Origin of the sequence: Mesorhizobium sp. M0626, assembly GCF_040320665.1 — a bacterium.
Classification (GTDB): Bacteria; Pseudomonadota; Alphaproteobacteria; order Rhizobiales; family Rhizobiaceae; genus Mesorhizobium.
The window spans coordinates 72,299-91,864 of sequence record NZ_JAMYQD010000011.1 but is presented as its reverse complement, the minus strand read 5'-3'; the positions used below and the strand labels follow the sequence as shown (position 1 = coordinate 91,864).

General features: G+C 64.1%; 23 protein-coding genes. 9 read left to right on the top strand and 14 right to left on the bottom strand.

Annotated elements, in window-relative coordinates; genetic code table 11:
- Positions 1–48: 48 nt before the first annotated feature.
- From NKI37_RS15630 to NKI37_RS15610, 5 genes are all read right to left on the bottom strand, one after another.
- Positions 49–1,824, bottom strand: coding sequence for a tetratricopeptide repeat protein (locus NKI37_RS15630; protein ID WP_023692102.1), 1,776 nt, complete (start codon positions 1,822–1,824; stop codon positions 49–51).
- A gap of 191 nt (positions 1,825–2,015) precedes the next feature.
- The gene (locus NKI37_RS15625; protein ID WP_352791160.1) at positions 2,016–2,432 is read right to left on the bottom strand and encodes a DUF1284 domain-containing protein; all 417 of its coding nucleotides are present in this window, start codon (positions 2,430–2,432) and stop codon (positions 2,016–2,018) included.
- Between the two features lie 112 nt (positions 2,433–2,544).
- A complete protein-coding gene (locus NKI37_RS15620; protein ID WP_023668469.1) occupies positions 2,545–3,135 on the bottom strand; it encodes a biotin transporter BioY in 591 nt (196 codons plus the stop codon).
- A gap of 352 nt (positions 3,136–3,487) precedes the next feature.
- Entirely contained in the window at positions 3,488–4,156 is a 669-nt protein-coding gene (locus NKI37_RS15615) for a GntR family transcriptional regulator (RefSeq protein ID WP_023687112.1), read from the bottom strand.
- Between the two features lie 87 nt (positions 4,157–4,243).
- On the bottom strand, positions 4,244–5,260 hold the full coding sequence (locus NKI37_RS15610) for a polyprenyl synthetase family protein (RefSeq protein WP_023668471.1): 1,017 nt from the start codon (positions 5,258–5,260) through the stop codon (positions 4,244–4,246).
- 221 nt (positions 5,261–5,481) lie between these two features.
- Here NKI37_RS15610 and NKI37_RS15605 point away from each other — a divergent pair, with 221 nt between their 5' ends.
- From NKI37_RS15605 to NKI37_RS15575, 7 genes are all read left to right on the top strand, one after another.
- Positions 5,482–5,706: a putative signal transducing protein gene (locus tag NKI37_RS15605; RefSeq protein ID WP_352791162.1), complete on the top strand. Its 225-nt coding sequence runs from the start codon at positions 5,482–5,484 to the stop codon at positions 5,704–5,706.
- Entirely contained in the window at positions 5,706–6,500 is a 795-nt protein-coding gene (locus NKI37_RS15600) for a tRNA1(Val) (adenine(37)-N6)-methyltransferase (RefSeq protein WP_023702056.1), read from the top strand. The genes NKI37_RS15605 and NKI37_RS15600 overlap by 1 nt, the downstream gene beginning before the upstream one ends.
- 121 nt (positions 6,501–6,621) lie before the next feature.
- Positions 6,622–7,479 (top strand): S49 family peptidase, encoded by an 858-nt coding sequence (locus NKI37_RS15595; protein ID WP_023834487.1) that lies wholly within the window; start codon positions 6,622–6,624, stop codon positions 7,477–7,479.
- 72 nt (positions 7,480–7,551) lie between these two features.
- Positions 7,552–7,737, top strand: a complete 186-nt coding sequence (locus NKI37_RS15590; protein ID WP_023668475.1) for a membrane protein — start codon at positions 7,552–7,554, stop codon at positions 7,735–7,737.
- 26 nt (positions 7,738–7,763) lie between these two features.
- Positions 7,764–8,657 (top strand): 4-(cytidine 5'-diphospho)-2-C-methyl-D-erythritol kinase, encoded by an 894-nt coding sequence (locus NKI37_RS15585; protein ID WP_352791164.1) that lies wholly within the window; start codon positions 7,764–7,766, stop codon positions 8,655–8,657.
- Positions 8,644–9,198, top strand: coding sequence for a molybdenum cofactor biosynthesis protein B (gene moaB, locus NKI37_RS15580; protein ID WP_023692108.1), 555 nt, complete (start codon positions 8,644–8,646; stop codon positions 9,196–9,198). Before NKI37_RS15585 ends, moaB begins: the two co-directional genes overlap by 14 nt.
- 126 nt (positions 9,199–9,324) lie before the next feature.
- Complete coding sequence (locus NKI37_RS15575) at positions 9,325–9,756, top strand: GFA family protein (protein WP_352791166.1); 432 nt, start codon at positions 9,325–9,327, stop codon at positions 9,754–9,756.
- Here the strand turns inward: NKI37_RS15575 and NKI37_RS15570 are convergent.
- Both NKI37_RS15570 and NKI37_RS15565 read right to left on the bottom strand, forming a co-directional pair.
- Positions 9,746–10,720: a hypothetical protein gene (locus NKI37_RS15570; RefSeq protein WP_023745502.1), complete on the bottom strand. Its 975-nt coding sequence runs from the start codon at positions 10,718–10,720 to the stop codon at positions 9,746–9,748. The two genes, NKI37_RS15575 and NKI37_RS15570, sit on opposite strands and share 11 nt — an antisense overlap.
- Before the next feature lie 252 nt (positions 10,721–10,972).
- Positions 10,973–11,476 carry a glycosyltransferase gene (locus NKI37_RS15565; RefSeq protein WP_023684377.1) on the bottom strand — a complete coding sequence of 168 codons (504 nt, stop codon included), beginning with the start codon at positions 11,474–11,476 and terminating at the stop codon, positions 10,973–10,975.
- 150 nt (positions 11,477–11,626) lie between these two features.
- On the opposite strand from NKI37_RS15565, the gene NKI37_RS15560 reads away from it, so the two are divergent.
- Positions 11,627–12,781: a PA0069 family radical SAM protein gene (locus NKI37_RS15560; protein WP_023754078.1), complete on the top strand. Its 1,155-nt coding sequence runs from the start codon at positions 11,627–11,629 to the stop codon at positions 12,779–12,781.
- Positions 12,782–12,935: 154 nt separating this feature from the next.
- The gene (rnhB, locus tag NKI37_RS15555) at positions 12,936–13,634 is read left to right on the top strand and encodes a ribonuclease HII (protein WP_023726390.1); all 699 of its coding nucleotides are present in this window, start codon (positions 12,936–12,938) and stop codon (positions 13,632–13,634) included.
- A gap of 253 nt (positions 13,635–13,887) precedes the next feature.
- On the opposite strand, the gene NKI37_RS15550 is transcribed toward rnhB, so the two are convergent.
- From NKI37_RS15550 to NKI37_RS15520, 7 genes are all read right to left on the bottom strand, one after another.
- Positions 13,888–14,379 (bottom strand): F0F1 ATP synthase subunit B, encoded by a 492-nt coding sequence (locus NKI37_RS15550; protein ID WP_023668483.1) that lies wholly within the window; start codon positions 14,377–14,379, stop codon positions 13,888–13,890.
- 10 nt (positions 14,380–14,389) lie between these two features.
- Positions 14,390–14,989 (bottom strand): F0F1 ATP synthase subunit B, encoded by a 600-nt coding sequence (locus NKI37_RS15545; protein ID WP_352512927.1) that lies wholly within the window; start codon positions 14,987–14,989, stop codon positions 14,390–14,392.
- A gap of 92 nt (positions 14,990–15,081) precedes the next feature.
- Positions 15,082–15,306 (bottom strand): F0F1 ATP synthase subunit C, encoded by a 225-nt coding sequence (locus NKI37_RS15540; protein WP_006206606.1) that lies wholly within the window; start codon positions 15,304–15,306, stop codon positions 15,082–15,084.
- 68 nt (positions 15,307–15,374) lie between these two features.
- Complete coding sequence (locus NKI37_RS15535) at positions 15,375–16,133, bottom strand: F0F1 ATP synthase subunit A (protein ID WP_023745505.1); 759 nt, start codon at positions 16,131–16,133, stop codon at positions 15,375–15,377.
- A 65-nt stretch (positions 16,134–16,198) separates the two neighbouring features.
- Complete coding sequence (locus NKI37_RS15530) at positions 16,199–16,591, bottom strand: AtpZ/AtpI family protein (protein WP_023668486.1); 393 nt, start codon at positions 16,589–16,591, stop codon at positions 16,199–16,201.
- Between the two features lie 265 nt (positions 16,592–16,856).
- The gene (locus NKI37_RS15525) at positions 16,857–18,041 is read right to left on the bottom strand and encodes a cell wall hydrolase (protein WP_023668487.1); all 1,185 of its coding nucleotides are present in this window, start codon (positions 18,039–18,041) and stop codon (positions 16,857–16,859) included.
- 136 nt (positions 18,042–18,177) lie between these two features.
- Entirely contained in the window at positions 18,178–19,473 is a 1,296-nt protein-coding gene (locus NKI37_RS15520) for an MFS transporter (RefSeq protein WP_023745507.1), read from the bottom strand.
- Positions 19,474–19,566: the final 93 nt, after the last annotated feature.

Sequence of the window (19,566 nt, the reverse complement as noted above, 5' to 3'; positions counted from 1 at the left end):
ACAAAAACGGGGCTCAGCGAGCCCCGTTTCATCAGAAGTATGGCCCGATCACCCCTTCGGCGCTGGCGGGGTGGCCGGCTTGACCTTCGGGGTTTCCTGCGCCGTGTTGGATTCGATCGGCGGCAGGCCCTTCATCAGCTTCTGCTGCAAAATGGCAAGCACATCGGGATCCGGCTTCAGGTCGCGCGCCTGGTTCCACTGGAAAGTGGCTTCGAGCTTGCGGCCGACGCGCCAATAGGCATCGCCGAGATGGTCGTTGAGCACCGGATCTTCCGGCTTGAGCGACACGGCGCGCTCCATTTCGCGCACGGCGTCGTCGAAGCGGCCCATGCGGAAATAGGCCCAGCCCAGCGAATCGACGATGTAGCCGTCGCTCGGCCTGAGGTCGACGGCCTTTTGGATCATCGCCAGGCCTTCCTTGAGGTTCATGTTCATGTCGACCCAGGAATAGCCGAGATAGTTCAGCACCTGCGGCTGGTCGGGGAACAGCTCCAGCGCCTTGAGGAAGTTCGGTTCGGCCTTCGGCCATTCCTTCAGCCGCTCATAGGCGATGCCGCGCTGATAGTAGATGTTCCAGTTGGCATTGGTCGGCGTCTTCAGCACCGCGACCGCCTTGTCGTAGAGAGTGGCGGCGGAGCGGAAATCCTCTTTCGAGGCATAGACCCCGCCCAGCGCCAGATAGGCGCGCATGTCATCGGGGTGAGCTTCGACGAATGCTTTGAGATGGGCGATAGCCTCGTCGTGACGGTTGAGATCGGCAAGGTTGAGGCCGAGCTGCAGGTCGGAAAGCTCCTTCAGCGGCGAGGAGGCTGGAATGCGGCTATAGAGCGCAATGGCGCCTTCGCCGTCCTTCAGCTGCTCCGCAACGGCGGCAAGCTGCACCAAAGCGGCGTCGCTGTCGGGCTTGAGCGCGAGCGCATATTGCAGATAGAGGCGCACGAACGGCTCGCCGCCGCCGCGATTGAGCGCGATGGCGAGGTCGAGCAGGATTTCAGCGGCGCCTTCGGAGGGACTGGCGACGAAGGGCTCGATCTTGTCGCCCTTGCTGATCCTGTCGCGAAGCGCCTGGATGTCGAGCTTGCCGGGCGCGAACGCCTCGGCCTTGTCGAGCACGTAGAGCGCCTTGTTCTTGTTTCCCTTGCGCGCCAGGAAAGACGCGTAGGCCTGGGCGTTGCGCATCCATGTCTCGGGCGCGGCACCGCCGGCCGTGACGTCGGTCAGGGTCGCGTCATAAAGCGCGTCGGCCTTGTCCGATAGGCCTGCGGCATCGGCGATCAGCGCGCGGTGGAAGGACTTGAACAGGCCGAACCAGTCAGGCCCCTGCAGTTTGTCGATCGAGGCCATCGCCCCGGTGGGGTCGCCGGCGCCCTCTTGTGCCCAGCCGGACATGACGCCGGAAATCAGCCGGTCGAGATCGGATTCGAGCGACAGCTTGAGCCAGTACTGCGCCTTGGTGAAATCCTTCTTGTGGAAGGAATCGACCGCCAGAGCCAGACGCGAGAAGCGCTCGACGTCGGGAACTGCCTTGAGCTTGTCGGCATAGACCAGCGATTCCTCGAAGCGGCCTTGCGCGATCAGCGACAGCATCAGGCTTTGCTGCAGCGAGGTGTCGCCGGGATTGAAGGCGAGCGCCTGCTTGTAATAAGCGATGGCATTGTCGAGGTCGTTGTCGCCTTCGGCGATGCGGGCGGCGAGATAGGCGCCCGAGAAGGAGGTGATCTTGACCGGGTCGGTCGATTCCTTGGCGTAGGCAGGCAATGGAGAAATCGCCATCCCTGCCATAATTGCCAGCCCCGCGAGCCAGCGCGCACGTCCTTGCCGCATCGTATCCCTTTCAGCCAAGCGCCATCCCGCGTCGGCGCGGAGAAGCCATAGACTCGATGTTTCCTGACAAAGCATGGCCTTTTTGGGGTCAGGCTTCAATCCGGGCCGAATTCACAATCGGGTCACCCGATTAACAAACCATGGCGACGCAGACACTGTCGGTTCCGACAATAGCAGATCGGGGTTGGGAGCTACAGCCTGACATCGCGATATCCGCGTGCCGCTATCGTGCTGCACAGGCCGGCCCACTCGCAACCCTGGCAGGCCTCACGCGTCACACCGGCTGAAAAGGCCGCGCGCAAGGCGGCAAGCGTTGCCGCGTCGAGGCTGAAACGGACGCCCGCCTCGATGGGCCGGGCCAGCAGCTTGCAGACATCGCGTGCTGCCAGCTCGTCCCGGCCTGCGGCGCTTTCGCGCAAGCAGTGGGGCTCGGCCTCGCCGAGCAGCGGCCGACAGATGTCGTCGGGGCCGGAGACGATCAGAATATCCTCGCCCCGGCCCAGACGTTTCGCGATCACGTCATAGTTGGCGACGAAGGCTGCGCTGTACCCTTCGCCGATATAGGTCAGCAGGCAAAGCAGATGGTGGGAGCGCAGCCTGACGGTCATCGGTCTTAGGACGCGGTTGCGGAGCCTGTTCCATCCCGAAGATATCGGGATGGGGCTCCATCTTTTTGTTTGAGCATGATCTCTTCCGAAAACCGGACTCCACTTTTCGGGATCATGCTCCTGCCGGGTCCGCCTTACCGGAAAACAGCTTGAGCGTCGCGGCGCCGAGCGCCGATTTCAGCAGGCCGCCGACGAGGAAGGGCAAGAAGCCGAAGGTGATGGCCTGTTCGAGGCCGATCATGACGGCGAGCCAGGCCGTGCCGAGAACCAGGCAGGCGAGGTTGCCGAGGACCATGCCGGCGAAGGCGAGCAGCACGCGGTTGCCGTTCCAGCCGCGTTCGGCCAGCCAGCCGACCAGCGCGCCGACGACCGGGAAGGCGAAGAGATAACCGCCCGTTGCCCCGACGAAATACGACGCGCCCGCTGCCCCTCCGGACAGGACAGGAAAGCCCACGGCGCCCTCGGCGAGCCAGGCGATGATGGTCATGGCGCCAAGCCGCCAGCCATAAAGTGCGCCGACCAGCGTCACGGCGAAGGTCTGCATGGTGACCGGCACCGGCACCATCGGCACCTCGATCTGGGACAACAGCGCCAGAAACAGCGTACCGAGGGCGACGGCCGCGGCCTGCCAGCTATGCGAGCGGGTTTGCAGGCGCAACGGGCTGAAGGACGGCTTGGACGGCGAAAAGGCGATGTAGGTCATGGTGCTTCCTAGCTGGTTTGAAATTATAGATAATTTTGTTGTTCAATCTATTATCGAATCCATATTTGCGCGGGAATGGCAACCCTCACCCCTAAAAAGGCTTGGGCTTGCGTGTCGAATAAAGGACATTTGGAAAGGCTGGCGGGACAGCACCCCCCTCTGGCCTGCCGGCCATCTCCCCCGCAAGTGGGGAGATCGGATGTCGCCTTTGCTTTCGCCAATGGCCGACGTTGCAGGACTAACGCAACGGCAAAGCTGTTGATCTCCCCCCTTGCGGGGGAGATGTCCGGCAGGACAGAGGGGGGTGTGAAGGATCGCTACGCGCGGAATCCGACGACTTGTCCCTTCGTCCCTACCCGACGATGGCAAACGCTTCGCGCATCTTGCCCGACGCGGTCTTGACCGGTTTCTGGCCGATCCACTGCACGTGCCGGCCAAGCGTGGCGGCGGCCGATTCGGTATTGCCCTGCCGCAGCGCGCTCAGGATCGCGCGATGATCCTGGTCGGTGCGGATTTCCCATTCCGAGCGCCAGGCGGCGAACAGGAAGCGGGCGCTTGCGGCGTGCAAATCGTCGATGGTGGCGATGAGCCGCGGCATGCCGCAGGGCGCCAGGATCAGCCGGTGGAAGGTGCGGTTGGCCTCCTCCCAAGATCGGACATCGCGGGATTTGTCGCCGGCCTTTGTGGCTTCTTCGGCAAGATTGAGAATGGAAGCCGTCAGATGCGGCGCGGCATGGCGCAGCGCCAGCACTTCGAGGGCTGCCCGCATCTCGGCGACTTCCCTTACCTCGCCGAGATCGAAAGCGGCGACGCGCACGCCCCGCCTGGGCTCACTGACCGCCAGCCCTTGCGCCTCCAGGCGCCGGAAGGCTTCGCGCACCGGGACATGGCTGGTCTGGAATTCCTCGGCGATGTGATCCTGCCGCAGCCGGGCGCCGGGTTCGATCGCGCCCGATATGATGCGATCCGCCAGCACCTTGCTGATGCGCACGGCGATGGTGTCGTCTGCGGTCTTTGCCATGTTTTATAGATAATTTGCACTGCTGCCGATTGTCGAGCGGTGATTGCCCGATTTTGCATGCAAACTTGCTTTGGCGCCAGGCGCGTGTCAGTTCACCCGGCTGATGCAGAAGTCGATCACGTCGATCAGCGCCGATTTCTGCGGCGTCGCCTCCAGCGGCGCCAGCGCGTCGCGGGCGATCTCGCCGAAATGGCGGGCCCGTCCGATGGTGTCGGCAATGGCGCCATGGCGGGTCATCAGGCCGATCGCCTTTTCCAGGCCGGCATCGTCGGTGACATTGTCCTCGATGGCGCGCTTCCAGAAGGTGCGCTCGGCCTTGGTGCCGCGCCGGTAGGCGAGGATGACCGGCAGCGTAACCTTGCCTTCGCGGAAATCGTCGCCGACATTCTTGCCCAGCTCCTGGCTGGAGCCGCCATAATCCAGCGCATCGTCGATGAGCTGGAAGGCAAGGCCGAGATTCATGCCGTAGGAGCGCAATGCGGCGCGATCGTTGCGCGTCGCCGATGCGATGACCGGACCGACCTCGGCGGCAGCCGAGAACAGCGCCGCGGTCTTGGCCTTGATGACGGCGAAATGCTCGTCCTCGGTGGTATCCAGGTTCTTGGCTGCCGCCAGCTGCATCACCTCGCCCTCGGCGATGATCGAGGCGGCGCTGGACAGGATGTCGAGCGCTTCCAGCGAACCGACATCGACCATCATGCGAAAAGCCTGGCCGAGCAGGAAATCGCCGACCAGCACGCTCGCCTGGTTGCCCCAGATCATGCGGGCAGTCTTTTTGCCGCGCCGCATGCCGCTCTCGTCGACGACGTCGTCGTGGAGCAGCGTGGCGGTGTGCATGAACTCGACCGCGGTGGCGAGCTTGACGTGGCCCTCGCCGGAATAGCCGAACATCTGGGCCGCCGCGAGCGTCAGCATGGGACGCAGCCTTTTGCCGCCCGACGAGATCAGATGATTGGCGACCTCCGGGATCATCTCGACGTCGGAGCCGGCCTTGGACAGGATCAGTTTGTTGACGCGCCCCATATCGGCTGCTGTCAGGTCGATGAGATCCTTGATGGAGGCGGGTTCCCGCTTACCGTTTTCGATGTTGAGAACGACACCCACCAACAAACACTCCCGTCTTTGATCACGCGTGCGACGGCACCCTGGTCCCGCCTGGGACTCTAGGGCGGCACATACGGGCACGGCAAGAGGCGAATTGGCGCGGCTGCGGTGACGGCGTGTCAACCTTAGCGACCGCATGCCGTTGCCCGAAAACCGCTCCACACTTTTCGGCGCCATGCTCCAGCGTTTACATCAACGCTGCAACCTGCGAACTTCGTCCGATGATAGAACTCGTGCGCACCAACGATGCCGTGATCATCTCCTTCGTCGAATCGCTGATGCGCGATGCCGGGATTGCCTGCTTCGTCGCCGACCAGAACATGAGCATTCTCGAAGGGTCGATCGGTCTTTTGCAGAAGCGCGTCATGGTCGATGCCGACCAGGCCGATCAGGCGCGGCGCATCTTGAAAAACGCCGGCATCGAGAACGAAATCCGCCAGACATAATGGCTGAAGCGAGCGCGCTTACCAGCGATACGCCGGCCCATACGGTCGATGCCTTCCATCGCGGCCGCTTCTGGCTGGTCCAGCCCAGGACAGGGCATCGCGCCGGGATGGATGCCATGATGCTGGCGGCAGCAGTTCCATCCGGCTTTGCTGGACGCCTCGCCGATTTCGGCGCCGGCGCCGGTGCGGCGGGTCTTGCCGTGCTGTCGCGCTGCCCAGAGGCGCAGGTCGTGCTCGTCGAACGGTCGACCGAGATGGCAGGCTTCGCCACAACCACGCTCGCCCATCCCGGCAATGCGCATCTCGGCAATCGCGCCTCGGTGCTGACCGCCGACGTCACGCTGTCGGGCCGGGCGCGGACGCAAGCCGGCCTTGCCGACAATTCCTTCGATTTCGTCATCATGAACCCGCCCTTCAACGCGGCGCAGGACCGCGCCACGCCAGATCCGCTGCGGCGGCAAGCGCATGTCATGGACGACGGGCTGTTCGAGAGCTGGATCCGAAGTGCGGCTGCCGTCGCCAAGCCGCGCGGCGGCCTGGCCGTCATTGCGCGGCCGGAACAGCTTGGCGACCTCCTCCATGCGCTGTCGGGCCGCTTCGGCGACGCCGAGATGCTGGCCGTGCATCCGCGCCCGGAAGCAGCCGCAATCCGCATTGTCGTTAGGGCAGCGCTCGGCGCGCGCGGCAAGCTGTCGATCCGCCCGCCTTTGATGCTGCATGGGCAAACGGGCGACGGCCCGTCGGAACGAACCGAGATGATCAACAACGGACTGGCGTCGCTGTTTGGCGATTGATTTTGGGCCCGTCAGTGTCGTTGCCGCAAAACCGGCACACAGTTGGCTGAGATGGATTGCAGCATTGCCGTTGACCCGCAAATCCCTACATGCGTTGAAGCCATTTGGAGACAGCCACCTCGTGAAACGCCTTTTCAACCGCCTGCTGCCGAAATCCTGGCGATCCAGCGTCGTCACCATTCCCGTCATCAGGCTGCATGGCACCATCATGGCCGGCGGCGGCCCGTTCCGGCCGAGCCTGTCCTTGGCGTCCACCGCCGCCCTCATCGAAAAGGCGTTCCTGTTCGATGCGCCCGCCGTCGCCATTTCGATCAATTCGCCTGGCGGCTCGCCGGTGCAGTCGCGGCTGATCTTCAAGCGCATCCGTGACCTCGCGGTCGAGAAGAACAAGAAGGTGCTGGTCTTCGTCGAGGATGTGGCGGCCTCGGGCGGCTACATGATCGCGGTCGCCGGCGACGAGATCTTTGCCGATCCGTCCTCCATCGTCGGTTCGATTGGTGTCGTCTCGGCCTCGTTCGGCTTTCCCGAACTGATGAAGAAGATCGGTGTCGAGCGCCGTGTCCACACCGCCGGCCAGAACAAGGCGGTGCTCGACCCGTTCAAGCCGGAGAAGAGGGAAGACGTCGAGCGCCTGAAGGCGCTGCAGCTGGAAGTGCACGAGACCTTCATCGACCTGGTCAGGGAACGCCGTGGCACCAAGCTGAAGGACGATCCGGACCTGTTCACCGGCCTGTTCTGGACCGGCAAGAAAGGGCTGGAGCTTGGCCTCGTCGATGCGTTGAGCGACATGCGCACGGTACTGAAAACCCGCTTCGGCGCGAAAACCCAGCTCAGGCTGGTCACCGCGCCGCGTGGCCTGTTTGGCCGCATCGGCCTGTTCGGCTCGAACGTTTCGGCGCCCGATATTGCCGCCGCCGCCGCAAGCGGCGTGATCGATGCGGCGGAAGAGCGCGCATTGTGGGCGCGCTTCGGGCTTTGAAAAAGCAGGGAAAGCGTCTAGCATGAGGGCTTGACAGTCTGCCTTGCCGCCTTGCGAGGGAGGAGCTTTGAAATGCCACAGATCATTTTCTTCGCAGTTGTCGGCGCAGCCGCTTATTTCGGCTACCGCACCTTCGTCCGCGAGGCCGAACGTGTGACCGCCAAGGTGCGGCGCACCGAAAAGCAGGCAGCCAACGGCACCAACGGCACGCTGGTCCAGGATCCCAAGACCGGCGAATACCGCCTGGCCAAGGACTGATCATCATCCCGTCAGCAGCCGACAGTTTGGATGCCGCAGCCCGGACGTGGCTTGCGCCCGCCAAGATAAATCTGGCGCTGCACGTCACCGGCAAGCGCGCCGACGGCTACCATCTGCTCGAGAGCCTGGTCGTTTTCACCCGCTTCGGCGACAGGGTCGAGATCGAGCCTGCCGACGCCGACCGGTTCTCCGTATCGGGCCGTTACGCGACTTCCGTGCCGATCGACGACAGCAATCTGGTGGTGAAGGCGCGCGAGGCGCTGCGCAGGCAGGCCGGCCAGCAGAGCACGCCGCCGGTTGCCATCCGGCTGGAAAAGAACCTGCCGGTCGCATCCGGGGTCGGCGGCGGCTCGAGCGACGCGGCGGCGGTATTGCAGGGTCTTGTCCGGACCTGGGGGCTCGACATCGGCGAGGCCGAACTGAGCCGGATCGGTCTCACGCTCGGCGCCGACGTGCCGATGTGTCTTGCGGCAAAACCGCTGGTTGCGCGTGGCGTCGGCGACGAGCTGTCGCTGGTGCCGGATTTTCCGGCGCTCGCTTTGGTGCTGGTCAATCCCGGCGTCGCCGTCTCGACGCCCGATGTGTTCAATGCACTTGAAAAACGCGACAATGAAGGACTGCCGCCGCTGCCGCGCGGTTTCGATTTCCACGGCGTCCGCAATTGGCTGGAGATCACCCGCAACGATCTTGAGGAACCGGCGCAAGCAATACAGCCGCCCATCGGCAGAGCGCTTTCCCTGCTGAACAGGGCCGGATCTGGATTCTCGCGCATGTCGGGATCCGGCGCGACATGCTTCGGGCTGTTCGAGACCGGCAATGTCGCCAAGCGCGCCGCCGCCGAGATTCGCAGCCGCGAACCGGAGTGGTTTGTCGCCGCGACACGAAGCATCGCTTCGGAGGGGGCCGATGGCCAAAATTGACGAGAGCCGGCCGTTCATTCCGGTGCGCATCGCGGTGCTGACGGTGTCCGATACGCGCAGCCTTGCCGACGACAAATCCGGCCAGACGCTGGCTGATCGCATCGCCGAGGCCGGCCATGTCCTGGCCGCGCGCGACATCGTCACCGACGACCGGGAGAAAATCCGCGACAAGGTGCTGGGCTGGTCGCGCGACGAAGACATCGATGTCGTCATCACCACCGGCGGCACCGGTTTTACCGGCCGCGACGTGACGCCGGAGGCGCTGGAGCCGATCTTCGAGAAGCGCATGGATGGCTTTTCCGAAGTGTTCCACCGCATTTCCTACGACAAGATCGGCACCTCGACAGTGCAGAGTCGGGCGACGGGCGGCGTCGTCAACGCGACCTTCGTCTTCGTGCTGCCGGGCTCGCCCGGCGCCTGCAGGGACGCCTGGGACGGCATCCTGAAACCGCAGCTCGACTACCGCCACATGCCCTGCAACTTCGTCGAGATCATGCCGCGCCTGGACGAGCATTTGCGGCGCGGCAAGGCCGCCTCGTAAACCAAGGCAAAGTGCCGGCCAAGTGCTGCCTTTGTCAGGCAGAATGGCGGCTGCGCTTTCGAGAGGTCATTTCCTCCGGGTCGTCGGGCGGATAGTCTGTCGCCAAGTCAAGACGGAAGAGATCCAATGAGCGCGCACCGCGGCGGCTGCCATTGCGGCAACATCCACCTGACGTTCGAAACGGGAATGGAGCCGGCCGAGATGGAGATCCGCGCCTGCCAGTGCGCCTTCTGCGTCCGGCATGGCTCACGCGCCGCCGCCGATCCGCAGGGCCGATTGATCGTCTCGGTCGAGGACGAGGCGCGGCTGCACCGATACCGGTTCGGATTGCGCACCGCCGATTATCTCATCTGCCGGGACCGCGGCGTCTATGTCGCTGCTGTGACCACCGACGGCGAACCGAGAGCGATCGTCATCGTCAATGCGCTGGATGACCGGCCGCGGTTCAACCGCGAGCCGGTCCCAATGGACTATGATGCCGAGAACAAAGAGGGTCGCATTGCCCGGCGGCAAGCGCGCTGGATGCCGGTCGAGATCCGCTCCGGCCTCAGCGGATGACCGGTTCGCCGTGGAAGCGGCGGCGCGAGGGCGGCGAGACGCCGAAGCCGACCTCCATCATCAGCCGTGGCGTGGTGGACGGCACGGTGCCCATGTGGAAGCCGAACGGGTCCTCGACGAAGCCGAGGCCGGCCTCGCCGGTCAGCGTGACCGGGCTGTCGTCGCCATAGACCTTGAGCACGTCTTGCGCCGGATGGCCGACCAGCAGCGTCAACTGGTGCTTGAGGCTGCGCCTGTTGTGGCTGCCTTTGACATAGACATGCGGGCCGGTGCCGGCATCGCAGGGCTTGAGATAGAAGAAGAATTTCAGCATCCGCCAGTCGTCGAGATCGAAATGATATTTGCCGAGCGAGGCAAGGTTCTTGTCGGCGTCGGAAGCCTCGCCGGTCGGAAAGCTCCACCAGACACGCGTGGTGATCAGCTTTGCCTGCCCGCCCAGATAGTGCTGGGCGATGTCGAGCAGCAGCGGATCGTTTTGGATGGCGAGTGCTGCCTTGCAGCTGAGGATGCGCTCGAAATAGTGGCCGCTGAGCAAAGAGCGGCCGAACCGCTTCTCGGCTTCTGCGTGTTCTCCGGGCATGAATTCGAGCCGGCGGTCGAAATTGCCGAAGCACGGCGTGCTCTGAGCAAAGCTGGCGATCTCTTCGTGGATTGCCTGCGGAAGGACCAGTCCGGAGAACAGGCCATCGGCGCGCAGCGCCGCGACGATCGACTTGAGGTCGACGCCCCTGAACATCGTCGCTCCGGCACTCTGCGCGGGGCGCGCGGCTTTGGCGCCAAGCCAGTGCAGTTTGCGCGCCGGCATGGTGCGGGCAAGCACGAACATCGGCAGCCATGCGGGATTTTCGCGCAGGTCGGACAGATAGGTCGGGATACGCACCGCAATGCGGCGGAGCTGGCTGCCGTTGCGGGCAATGGCTTCCAGACTGGGGGCGCCGGATTTGTCAGGGGACGAAAGGTTCATCGGGGTCCTCAGATATGAACGGCAGCAACGACGACGCGGCGCTTGCTTACCGCTCCGGCACTACCCAAACCCCGATATCCCGCATCAACGGAATGCTAATCCCGCGTCAGCTTTTGTGCAATGCACAATAGCTTTTTGCGGCGAAAAAGAGGGATGGTGCTGCGACCGTGCCAATGCGGATGAGACGCCGACGCTGCCCCTCATCCGCCCTTCGGGCACCCTTCTCCCTGGGAACGGGAAAAGGGAGAAAGATCACTTCTTCGGCGCCAGCCAGATTTCGGCGTCGAGCCGCCTGGTGGCGAGACCGCGCGCAAGGGCTTCGGCGCTGTGCGCGTTCTTCGACAGGGCAGCGGCCTGGCGCTTGCTGATGACCAGCCCTTCGGCCAGCGCCCGGTTGCCCGAAAACACCCGTGACAGGAACGGCGTGCGGCTGCCGCGCGCACGGGAAAAGCGCGCCGGCATGGTTTGCCGCGCCGTGTGAGCGACAACGTCGTCGATCCAGCCCTCCGCCAGCCTTGCGCCGGGTTCCAGAAACAGCAGCCAGTCACCCTTCGCCTGCCTGATTCCCGCGGCAATGCCGCCGGCCACGAAGTGGCAGCCGGCATGATCGGCAACCCGATGCGTCTGGTCGGTCGAGCCGGTGTCGCAGACGATGACATCGCGCACCACGCCCTCGACCGCGCCGCCGATCAACGAGGCGAGCGTGCGGGCAAGGCCTTCTTCGTCATCCCGGGTTTCGATGAGAACGCTGAGCATTTTTAGCCGAATAGCGGAAAGCCCGGCGCAGCGCCAGTTTTGCATGGCCCAACGAAAAAGTTCTTGCTTTGTTCTCATCAGCGAAATAGGATTATTTTCATGAACAGAGCGATTCGACAGCCAGCCGACAGTCCTTGGGAAAGGGCCAAAATGGAACATATCGTGCGTGCGGACATTGCTGCTTTCGGAGCAGGGCGAGCCGAGATGGCCAATGCGATGATCGAACAGAGCGGCATGCGCGTCCGTCCGGATCGCAACCGCGGCCGTTCCGCGGGCATCAACCCGTCCGGCCGGTTCGAGCCGGTCAGCCGGGATGTGTTCGACGACGGCTGGAATTCGCTGGAGGAATTGCCGCCGTTCAAGACCGAAGTGCAGGTCGAGAAGCCGCGCACCATCATCACCCGCAACGAATCGCCCGACATTTCCTTCGACCGCTCGATCAACCCCTATCGCGGCTGCGAGCATGGCTGCGTCTATTGTTTCGCCCGGCCGACGCATTCCTTCATGGGCCTGTCGCCGGGGCTGGATTTCGAAGCGAAGCTGTTTGCCAAGCCGGATGCGGCGCGGCTGCTCGACAAGGAACTGTCGAAGGATGGCTATCAGCCGCGCACCATCGCGATCGGCACCAACACCGATCCCTACCAGCCGATCGAGAAACAATACCGGATTATGCGCGAGATCCTCGAAGTGCTGGAGGCGCGCGGCCATCCGGTCGGCATCGTCACCAAATCCCATCTGGTGACGCGCGACATCGACATCTTGTCGCGCATGGCCGAACGGGGCTTGGCCAAGGTGGCGCTGTCGGTGACAACGATGGACCGCATGCTGGCGCGCACCATGGAGCCACGCGCGTCGACGCCGACCAAGCGGCTTGAGGCGATCCGGCAGCTTTCCGATGCCGGCATTCCGGCCTCTGTCATGGTGGCGCCGATCATTCCCGGCCTGACCGACCAGGAGATGGAGCGCATCCTCGATTCGGCACGCGCCGCAGGCGCCCGCGAGGCCGGCTATGTCATCCTGCGCCTGCCGCTCGAGGTGGCGCCGATCTTCAAGGACTGGCTGCTGCGCCATTATCCCGACCGCTATCGGCACGTGATGTCGCTGATCCGTTCGATGCGCGACGGCAAGGACTATGATTCGGAATGGGGCAAGCGGATGAAAGGCGCCGGCCCCTATGCCTGGCAGATCGGCCGGCGCTTCGAGATCACGGCCAAGCGGCTCGGCCTCAACGCCGAGCGGCGCACGCTCCGAACCGACCAGTTTGTCGCCGCCGCCAAGGCGACCGAGCAGCTGATGCTGCTCTGAGAGTAGCGCCTGCCCTGCCCTCGTGGCTGTCAGGCGACCCAAGAATCCCGTCCGGCCTGTCCCCCGGCCTGCAGACGGTGCCCTCCCGGTCTTGCCCCACTCGACCTTGGAGGGACTTGCGGAGAATCGGAGCCGATGCGAACCTCGCCGCAACATGGCTCGCGCACGTTCCGATTCTCCGCTTCTTTTCGAAATCGTCGAAAAGCCCGACTTCTCCTTCGAGACGAAGGCGATGGCGGAAGGCCTGTGGCCGGTGGCAGGCATGGACGAGGCCGGCCGCGGTCCGCTGGCCGGGCCGGTGGTGGCGGCGGCCGTGATCCTCGATCCCGCCAACATTCCCGACGGGCTCGACGATTCCAAACGGCTCAACCATTTGCAGCGCGAGGCGCTGTTCCTGAAAATCCTGGGGTCAGCGCTCGGCGTGTCGATGGCCTCGGTCAGCGCCGAAGGCATTGACGGCAGCAACATCCTCAAGGCCAGCCTGGAAGCCATGCGCCGCGCCCTTGCCGGCCTGCCGATCCAGGCGAAGCTGGCGCTGGCCGATGGCCGCGATGTGCCGCCGGGCCTCCTCTGCGAAGGCCGCGCGCTGATCAAGGGCGACCAGCGCTCGCAATCGATCGCCGCCGCCTCGATCGTCGCCAAGGTGATGCGCGACCGCATGATGTGCGGCTGCGGCAGCCATCACGAGCGCTACGGGTTCGAGGTCCATATGGGCTACGCCACCGTGCGGCACCGCACCGCGATCGAAGCGCATGGGCCGGTGGCAAGGCTGCACCGGGCATCATTCGCGCCGTTCAGGCTGGGTGGGGTTGAGGTGGTGGAAGAAGAAGGGTTTGTCGGGTTGGACAGCTAATCTCCCCCCTTGAGGGGGAGATGGCCGGCAGGCCAGAGGGGGTCGCGCGCGTGAAGTGCTAGCCCTTCTTGGTCGCAGAAAGAGCGTCGCGCCTGGTCGAACGGACCCCCTCTGTCGCCTTTGGCGACATCCCCCCTCGAGGGCCCTCGAGGGGGAGATCAGGCGCACCACCGCCTTCGCCAATCTCCGTCGCCGCTCAACAAAAAAGCCGCCGGGTTGCCCGGGCGGCTTGATGTCAGCGAGTTAACCCCGCTTAGTTCAGCCTGGCCTTCACGTCCTGCAGCGCGGACTTGAACAGGTCGGCGCCGGCCTTGGCGTCGATCTTGCCGGCAAGCAGCGTGCGGGCCGCCTCGACGGCGATGTCGACGGCGCTGGCGCGCACTTCGGCGACGGCTTCGCGCTCGGCCTGGCCGATCTTCTGCTCGGCAAGCGCAGTGCGACGGGTGACATAGTCTTCGGTCTTCTTGTGCGCCTCGGCGGCAAGCATGTCGGCCTCGCGCTTGGCGGCAGCGACGATGGCTGCGGCCTCCTGCTCGGCTTCCTTGCGCTTCTTCTGGTATTGGCCGAGCAGTTGCTGGGCCTCTTCGCGCAACCGGCGGGCTTCCGCAAGCTCGTCGCTGATCTTGGTCGCACGGGCGTCGAGCGACTTGGCGATCAGGCCTGGCACCTTGATGTAAACGGCAACGCCGAGGAAAATGACGAGGGCAACCGTTGCCCAAAGCGTTGCGAGAGATGTGGCGTCCATGATGTGCTCCTCACCGGGCCACGGATTTGACCGCAGCCGAGATCTCGGCCTTGCTCGTCTTGCCGCCGACAAGCGCATCGACGATGGCTGAAGCGGTGTCCTCGGCAATCATGCCGACTTCCTTCATGGCGTTGGCCTTGATGGAAGCAATGCTGGCCTCGGCCTCGCCGAGCTTCTTGTCGAGGGCGGCCTCGACCTTCTTGCGGGCAGCCTCGGCTTCAGCCTTGGCAGCGTCGTTGGCCTGCTGGCCGATCGCGTTGGCCTTGGCCTTGGCTTCCGCCAGTTCCTGCTCGTAAGCGGCAACGGCGGCGTCGGCCTCGCCCTTCAGCTTGGCGGCCTGGTCGAGGTCCTGCGTGATGCGATCGCTGCGGACGTCGATGATGCCGCCAAGGCGCGGCATCACCACCTTCTTCAGGAACAAATAGAACAGCCCGAACGTGATCGCCAGCCACAGAAGCTGGGACGGAAACGTCGCCGGATCGAATGGCGGGAACGTGCCGTGCGCCTCGGCAGGCACGCCGGTGCCGGAATGCGTGTCGCCTTCCGTACCGGTGTGGGCGCCTTCAGCGGCGGGTGCGGACTCTTGCGCAAACGCAGATGTCACGAACATGGACTATCCCCTCATATCAGGCATGGCCGCAGGAATGCGGCCAGCCAATTCTTCCCAATGCTCGTCCGACCGATAATTGGCCGAACAGGGGCTCAGCCGAACAGGGCGAGAAGCGCGATGAGAAGCGAGAAAATGCCCAGAGCTTCGGTCACGGCGAAGCCGAAAATCAGGCGGCCGAACTGGCCATCGGCGGCCGACGGATTGCGCAGGGCGCCCGCCAGGTAGCTGCCGAAGATGTTGCCGAGGCCAATGCCCGCGCCGCCCATGCCCAGGCAAGCGATACCGGCGCCGATGTACTTTGCTGCTTCTGCGTCCATTTTGAACTCCTTTGGATCTGTAATTCCGTTGCAATTCCATCCGGCGAAAGATGCCGGAAATTCTAAGGTCAGTGCCCGGGATGCAGGGCGTCGTTCAGATACATGCAGGTCAGCACCGCAAAGACGTAGGCCTGCAGGAAAGCGACCAGCAATTCCAGCGCGGTCAGCGCGACTGCCATGGCCAGCGGCAACACCGAACCGGCAACGCCGACGGCGCCGAGCGCGCTCAGGCTGACGACGAAGCCCGAAAACACCTTCAGGGTGATGTGGCCGGCCAGCATGTTGGCGAACAGACGAACCGAGAGGCTGACCGGGCGCGACACGAAGGAGATCACCTCGATCAGCACCACCAGCGGTAACAGGAACACCGGAACGCCGTGCGGCACGAAGAGCTTGAGGAAGCCCAGACCGTGCTTCGTGAAGCCGTAGACAACGACGGTTCCGATCACCAGGGCTGCGAGGCCGAAGGTGACGATGATGTGGCTGGTGACGGTGAAGAAGTAAGGGAAAAGGCCAAGCAGGTTGGCGACCAGCACGAACATGAACAGCGAGAACACGAAGGGGAAGAACTTCATGCCCTGCGTTCCGGCGGCGTCGCGCAGCATGTTGGAGACGAACTCATAGCCCATTTCCGAAACCGACTGCAGGCGCCCGGGAACAAGGCTGCGGCTGGAGGTCGAGAGGTACAGAAACGCCGATGCGACGAGCACGGTCGCGACCATGAACAGAGCCGAATTGGTGAAGGACAGGTCATAGCCGCCGATATTGATCGGAATCAGCTTGACGATATGGAACTGGTGGATCGGATCGACCTTGTCAGCAGCCATTTACATCCCCGTCAAAACCGCGAGCGGCCTTAAGTGTCCTTGTGCGCCATTGGCGGCGCGCCATTTCATTCTTTCGGATCGTGCGACTTCTCGCTTTTTCCGAATTCCGCCACAACACCTGACGAACGCAGGACATTGAGCACGCCGGCGCCAAAGCCCAGCAACAAGCCGACGACCAGACCCCATGGCGAGGTTCCCGCCACGCGATCCAGAAACCAGCCAAGGCCCACACCCACCACTATCCCGGCGATGAACTCGCTGGACAGCTTGAGCGCCTGGCCATATCCGGCCGTCGCCTTCGCGCCGTCATTCCCCTCGAGCTGATCCGGCCGTCTTGTCGCAAGCGATGCTCCAAGCTCACGCCGGCGGCGTTCGAGATCTTCGTCGCGGATGTCGGCCTCGTGCTTGCTGCCGCGGCCGGTTTCTCCGGTTCCGTCTGGCCCGTTCTTGTCGGCCATCGTAACCCCCCTGCCCGGTCAGACCGTCACCGTCCGTCCGCTTCTAAAGTCGCCGGCAACATAGTTAGAGGGTTTGCGCCCGTCAAGCCACGGGCGGGACTTCAAAGCCATGTATTTTTTCTATTGGAATCAATCACTTGGCGAGGTGCGACATCGTGCCCGGCACTATCGGGTCGGCACATGCCCCGAATCCGTCCGGCGACCGTTGTCCGATTTCGGCTTCCAGGGCCTTTGCGGTTCGTTTGCGACAGGCAAGCCGAAGGGCTCAGCTCCAGCCGCCGCCATAGGTGCGGTAGAAGATATGCAGGCCGATCTTGGTCATCTTCTGCATCGTGCGCGCCCAGCCCGGATGGACGTAGTTGGCGTAGTAGTGGGTCGATGAGCCGACTTCGGGAATGAATATCTTGCCGGCGGTGACCGCCATCGCGACGTCCTGCGCGGTCTTGTAATGGGCGGGGCTCTCGATGCGCTTCTTGCGGCCGTCGCAGGCGAAGGAGAACTGGCAGCGGTTCAGCCAGTTGTCGTTCTGGTAGACGACGCCGCAAATCGAGTTCGGATAGGCCGGATTGCGGACGCGGTTGAGAATGACCTGCGCGACGGCGGCCTGGCCGCGCACGGATTCGCCGCGCGCCTCGAAATAGATGCCGTTGGCGAGGCAGGCCTGCTCCTTCGTGGAGAAGACGCTGGCCGGCAGCGGGTTCTGGATCCACGAGTGGTCACCCTTGGCCATCGGCGGAATGAAGCGCCCGCTGCTCGGCTCCTCGTCCTGCAGCAGCGCTTCGAAGGGTGAGGCCTTGGCGTAATCGGGTTCGGCCTGGGCATAGGCGGTGGCCAGCACGTCCGGTCTGTCATTGTTGACCAACGCGGCAAGCATGGCCGGCACGCCGGGATCGGGCTTCTTGTCCACATTGGTATGGAAGGCCTGGGCGATCTGGATTTCCTTGCCCTTGATGCCGGGCTTGGCGAAGGCGAGCTTCAGGCCGCTGTCCATGCTCGGCCGCAGCAGCGAGGACGTGCGCTGAAAGATTGAGCCGGCATTGAAGTTCTTCGGCGGCGCCACCGGCGAGACCTGGATGATGCGGCCCTTCTTGTCGGCGCGCATGATGCGGTCCTCGTCGGGCGTGATGCCGGCGACATTGCCCTTGCCGCGAAACGAGACCTTGCCGACGCCGGGCAGGCGCACGCCCGAGCCCGAGAGCGAACCGGTGGTGACGGAATCGATGAAAGGCATTTCGGCGGCATGAACCGAGCCGGCGACGGAGCGCTCGACATAAGAGTTCCAGCGGGTGCCCGAAGCTTCGAGGCCGGAAATCAAGCTGCCCATGTCCTGGTAGGCGACGACAGTTGGAAAGCCGATCCAGATGCCGAGCCCGATGACCAATGGCGATACGAAGGAACGTTTTTTCTCACCGGCGGCGGCGGCCAGCCGCTTCAGGACACGTCGATGCACGGGGAACTCTCCAGAAACGCCACTGAGCCACTGGAGAGCCAAAGTGAAGCATTAACCTTGATGCGGGGTTAACGCGGTTGATCGTGTTTTTCCGAAGCGGCCCGAAATGGGACGCCGTTTGCCGACCGGCAACCCGTCAGTTCGGCCGCAGGAAAATTGGCCATGCAATCATGGCGCAGAGCGCGCCCACCAGCCAGACGCCAGGCCACGACCAGATGAGCAGCAAAGCCGGAATGGCGGTCGGCACCACGAAGAAGGCGATGAAGACGAAGCTGTTGGCAAGACCGAGCGCGGTTCCGGCGCGGCTGGCGCCGGCAAGCGTGGCGAGTTCGGTGTAGGCGACGCCATGCCAGGCGGAGACCGAAATGCCGGCAACGACCAGCAGCACGTCGATCGCCGGGATCAACGCGGCATGGGCGTCTGGCGTGGCTCCTGCCGCCAGGACCAGCAGGCCGACGGCCGCGAAGCCAAGCGCGCTCGTCATGCTGCAGAGGCGCAGGAACCAGCGGCGGTTGCCATGGCGGTCGGTGAAGCGGCCGCTCCAGACGCGCATCACCATCGCGCCGGTCTGCACCGCGGCAAGGCTGGCGCTGATCGTGAGCGTGGCCATGCCGGCGAAATCGTGCAGGAAGACGGAGGCGAAGGTGAGCACCGCCACTTGCGGAAAGCAGAGCAGGCCGATGGCGGTGGCGATGCGCCAGACCTCGACATTGCGCAGCGGCGCCGGACCGCCCGACTTTGCCACGGCCATGCTGCCGGCATTGTCCAGTTCCGGCGGCTGGTGCAGCCATCGCCAGGCAAACAGCGCAGAGACGGCGTTCATGGCGGCCAGCAGCCCGAAGACCGCCGCGAAACCGTGCACCGATGCCAGCGACGGCAGGACCAGCGCGCCGAGCCCGCCGCCGAGCGGCACCGCGGTCTGCCTGATGCTCATGGCAAAGCCACGTTCGCCTTCGTGGAACCAGGCCATGATGGCGCGGCCGCTGGAACCGTTGACGCTGCCGCCGAGCAGGCCGGTGACCAGAAGGCATGCGGCCAGCATTGCGACGCCAGGCACATAGGTCACTGAGGGCACGATGAACAACGCCATCAGGGCGAGCCACGCCGCGGTCGCACCAAGGCCGGTCAATAGCACGCCGCGATCGCCCCAGCGGTCGGTGAGCAGACCCCAGGGCAGTTCGCTCAAGGCAACGCCCAGTCCGAGAAGACCGAGGACCAGGCCGAGATTGCCATTGCTCAAGTGATAGCCCGACCGCAGAAACACCGCCGCCGCCGGTATGCCGGCGAAGGTGGCGGAGAAACTGGCATTGGCGGCAACGCCGATGCCAAGCACCTTCCAGCGATGATTGGCGCGAAATCGTTCAGCCTTCGACGTGACGGCGGCGGCTCGGCCAACCCGGCCTGGCTCACAATTTGCGTCGGCGATCGACATGGCGGGACTCCTGTTGATGCCCTTTCGGGACCTTGACGCCTCGTCTTTACCGCCATAACTTCATCCCGAATATCGGGAAGTTTTTGACAATTG

Bases quoted from the DNA above. Each gene is read 5' to 3' on its own strand.
- NKI37_RS15565 (WP_023684377.1), bottom strand. From the start codon at position 11,476: ATGCTCAGCGTTCTCATCGAAACCCGGGATGACGAAGAAGGCCTTGCC.
- rnhB (WP_023726390.1), top strand. From the start codon at position 12,936: ATGGCTCGCGCACGTTCCGATTCTCCGCTTCTTTTCGAAATCGTCGAA.
- NKI37_RS15600 (WP_023702056.1), top strand. From the start codon at position 5,706: ATGGCTGAAGCGAGCGCGCTTACCAGCGATACGCCGGCCCATACGGTC.
- NKI37_RS15530 (WP_023668486.1), bottom strand. From the start codon at position 16,591: ATGGCCGACAAGAACGGGCCAGACGGAACCGGAGAAACCGGCCGCGGC.
- moaB (WP_023692108.1), top strand. From the start codon at position 8,644: ATGGCCAAAATTGACGAGAGCCGGCCGTTCATTCCGGTGCGCATCGCG.
- NKI37_RS15590 (WP_023668475.1), top strand. From the start codon at position 7,552: ATGCCACAGATCATTTTCTTCGCAGTTGTCGGCGCAGCCGCTTATTTC.
- NKI37_RS15520 (WP_023745507.1), bottom strand. From the start codon at position 19,473: ATGTCGATCGCCGACGCAAATTGTGAGCCAGGCCGGGTTGGCCGAGCC.
- NKI37_RS15540 (WP_006206606.1), bottom strand. From the start codon at position 15,306: ATGGACGCAGAAGCAGCAAAGTACATCGGCGCCGGTATCGCTTGCCTG.
- NKI37_RS15615 (WP_023687112.1), bottom strand. From the start codon at position 4,156: ATGGCAAAGACCGCAGACGACACCATCGCCGTGCGCATCAGCAAGGTG.
- NKI37_RS15560 (WP_023754078.1), top strand. From the start codon at position 11,627: ATGGAACATATCGTGCGTGCGGACATTGCTGCTTTCGGAGCAGGGCGA.
- NKI37_RS15535 (WP_023745505.1), bottom strand. From the start codon at position 16,133: ATGGCTGCTGACAAGGTCGATCCGATCCACCAGTTCCATATCGTCAAG.
- NKI37_RS15575 (WP_352791166.1), top strand. From the start codon at position 9,325: ATGAGCGCGCACCGCGGCGGCTGCCATTGCGGCAACATCCACCTGACG.
- NKI37_RS15545 (WP_352512927.1), bottom strand. From the start codon at position 14,989: ATGTTCGTGACATCTGCGTTTGCGCAAGAGTCCGCACCCGCCGCTGAA.
- NKI37_RS15620 (WP_023668469.1), bottom strand. From the start codon at position 3,135: ATGACCTACATCGCCTTTTCGCCGTCCAAGCCGTCCTTCAGCCCGTTG.
- NKI37_RS15625 (WP_352791160.1), bottom strand. From the start codon at position 2,432: ATGACCGTCAGGCTGCGCTCCCACCATCTGCTTTGCCTGCTGACCTAT.
- NKI37_RS15570 (WP_023745502.1), bottom strand. From the start codon at position 10,720: ATGAACCTTTCGTCCCCTGACAAATCCGGCGCCCCCAGTCTGGAAGCC.
- NKI37_RS15630 (WP_023692102.1), bottom strand. From the start codon at position 1,824: ATGCGGCAAGGACGTGCGCGCTGGCTCGCGGGGCTGGCAATTATGGCA.
- NKI37_RS15550 (WP_023668483.1), bottom strand. From the start codon at position 14,379: ATGGACGCCACATCTCTCGCAACGCTTTGGGCAACGGTTGCCCTCGTC.
- NKI37_RS15605 (WP_352791162.1), top strand. From the start codon at position 5,482: ATGATAGAACTCGTGCGCACCAACGATGCCGTGATCATCTCCTTCGTC.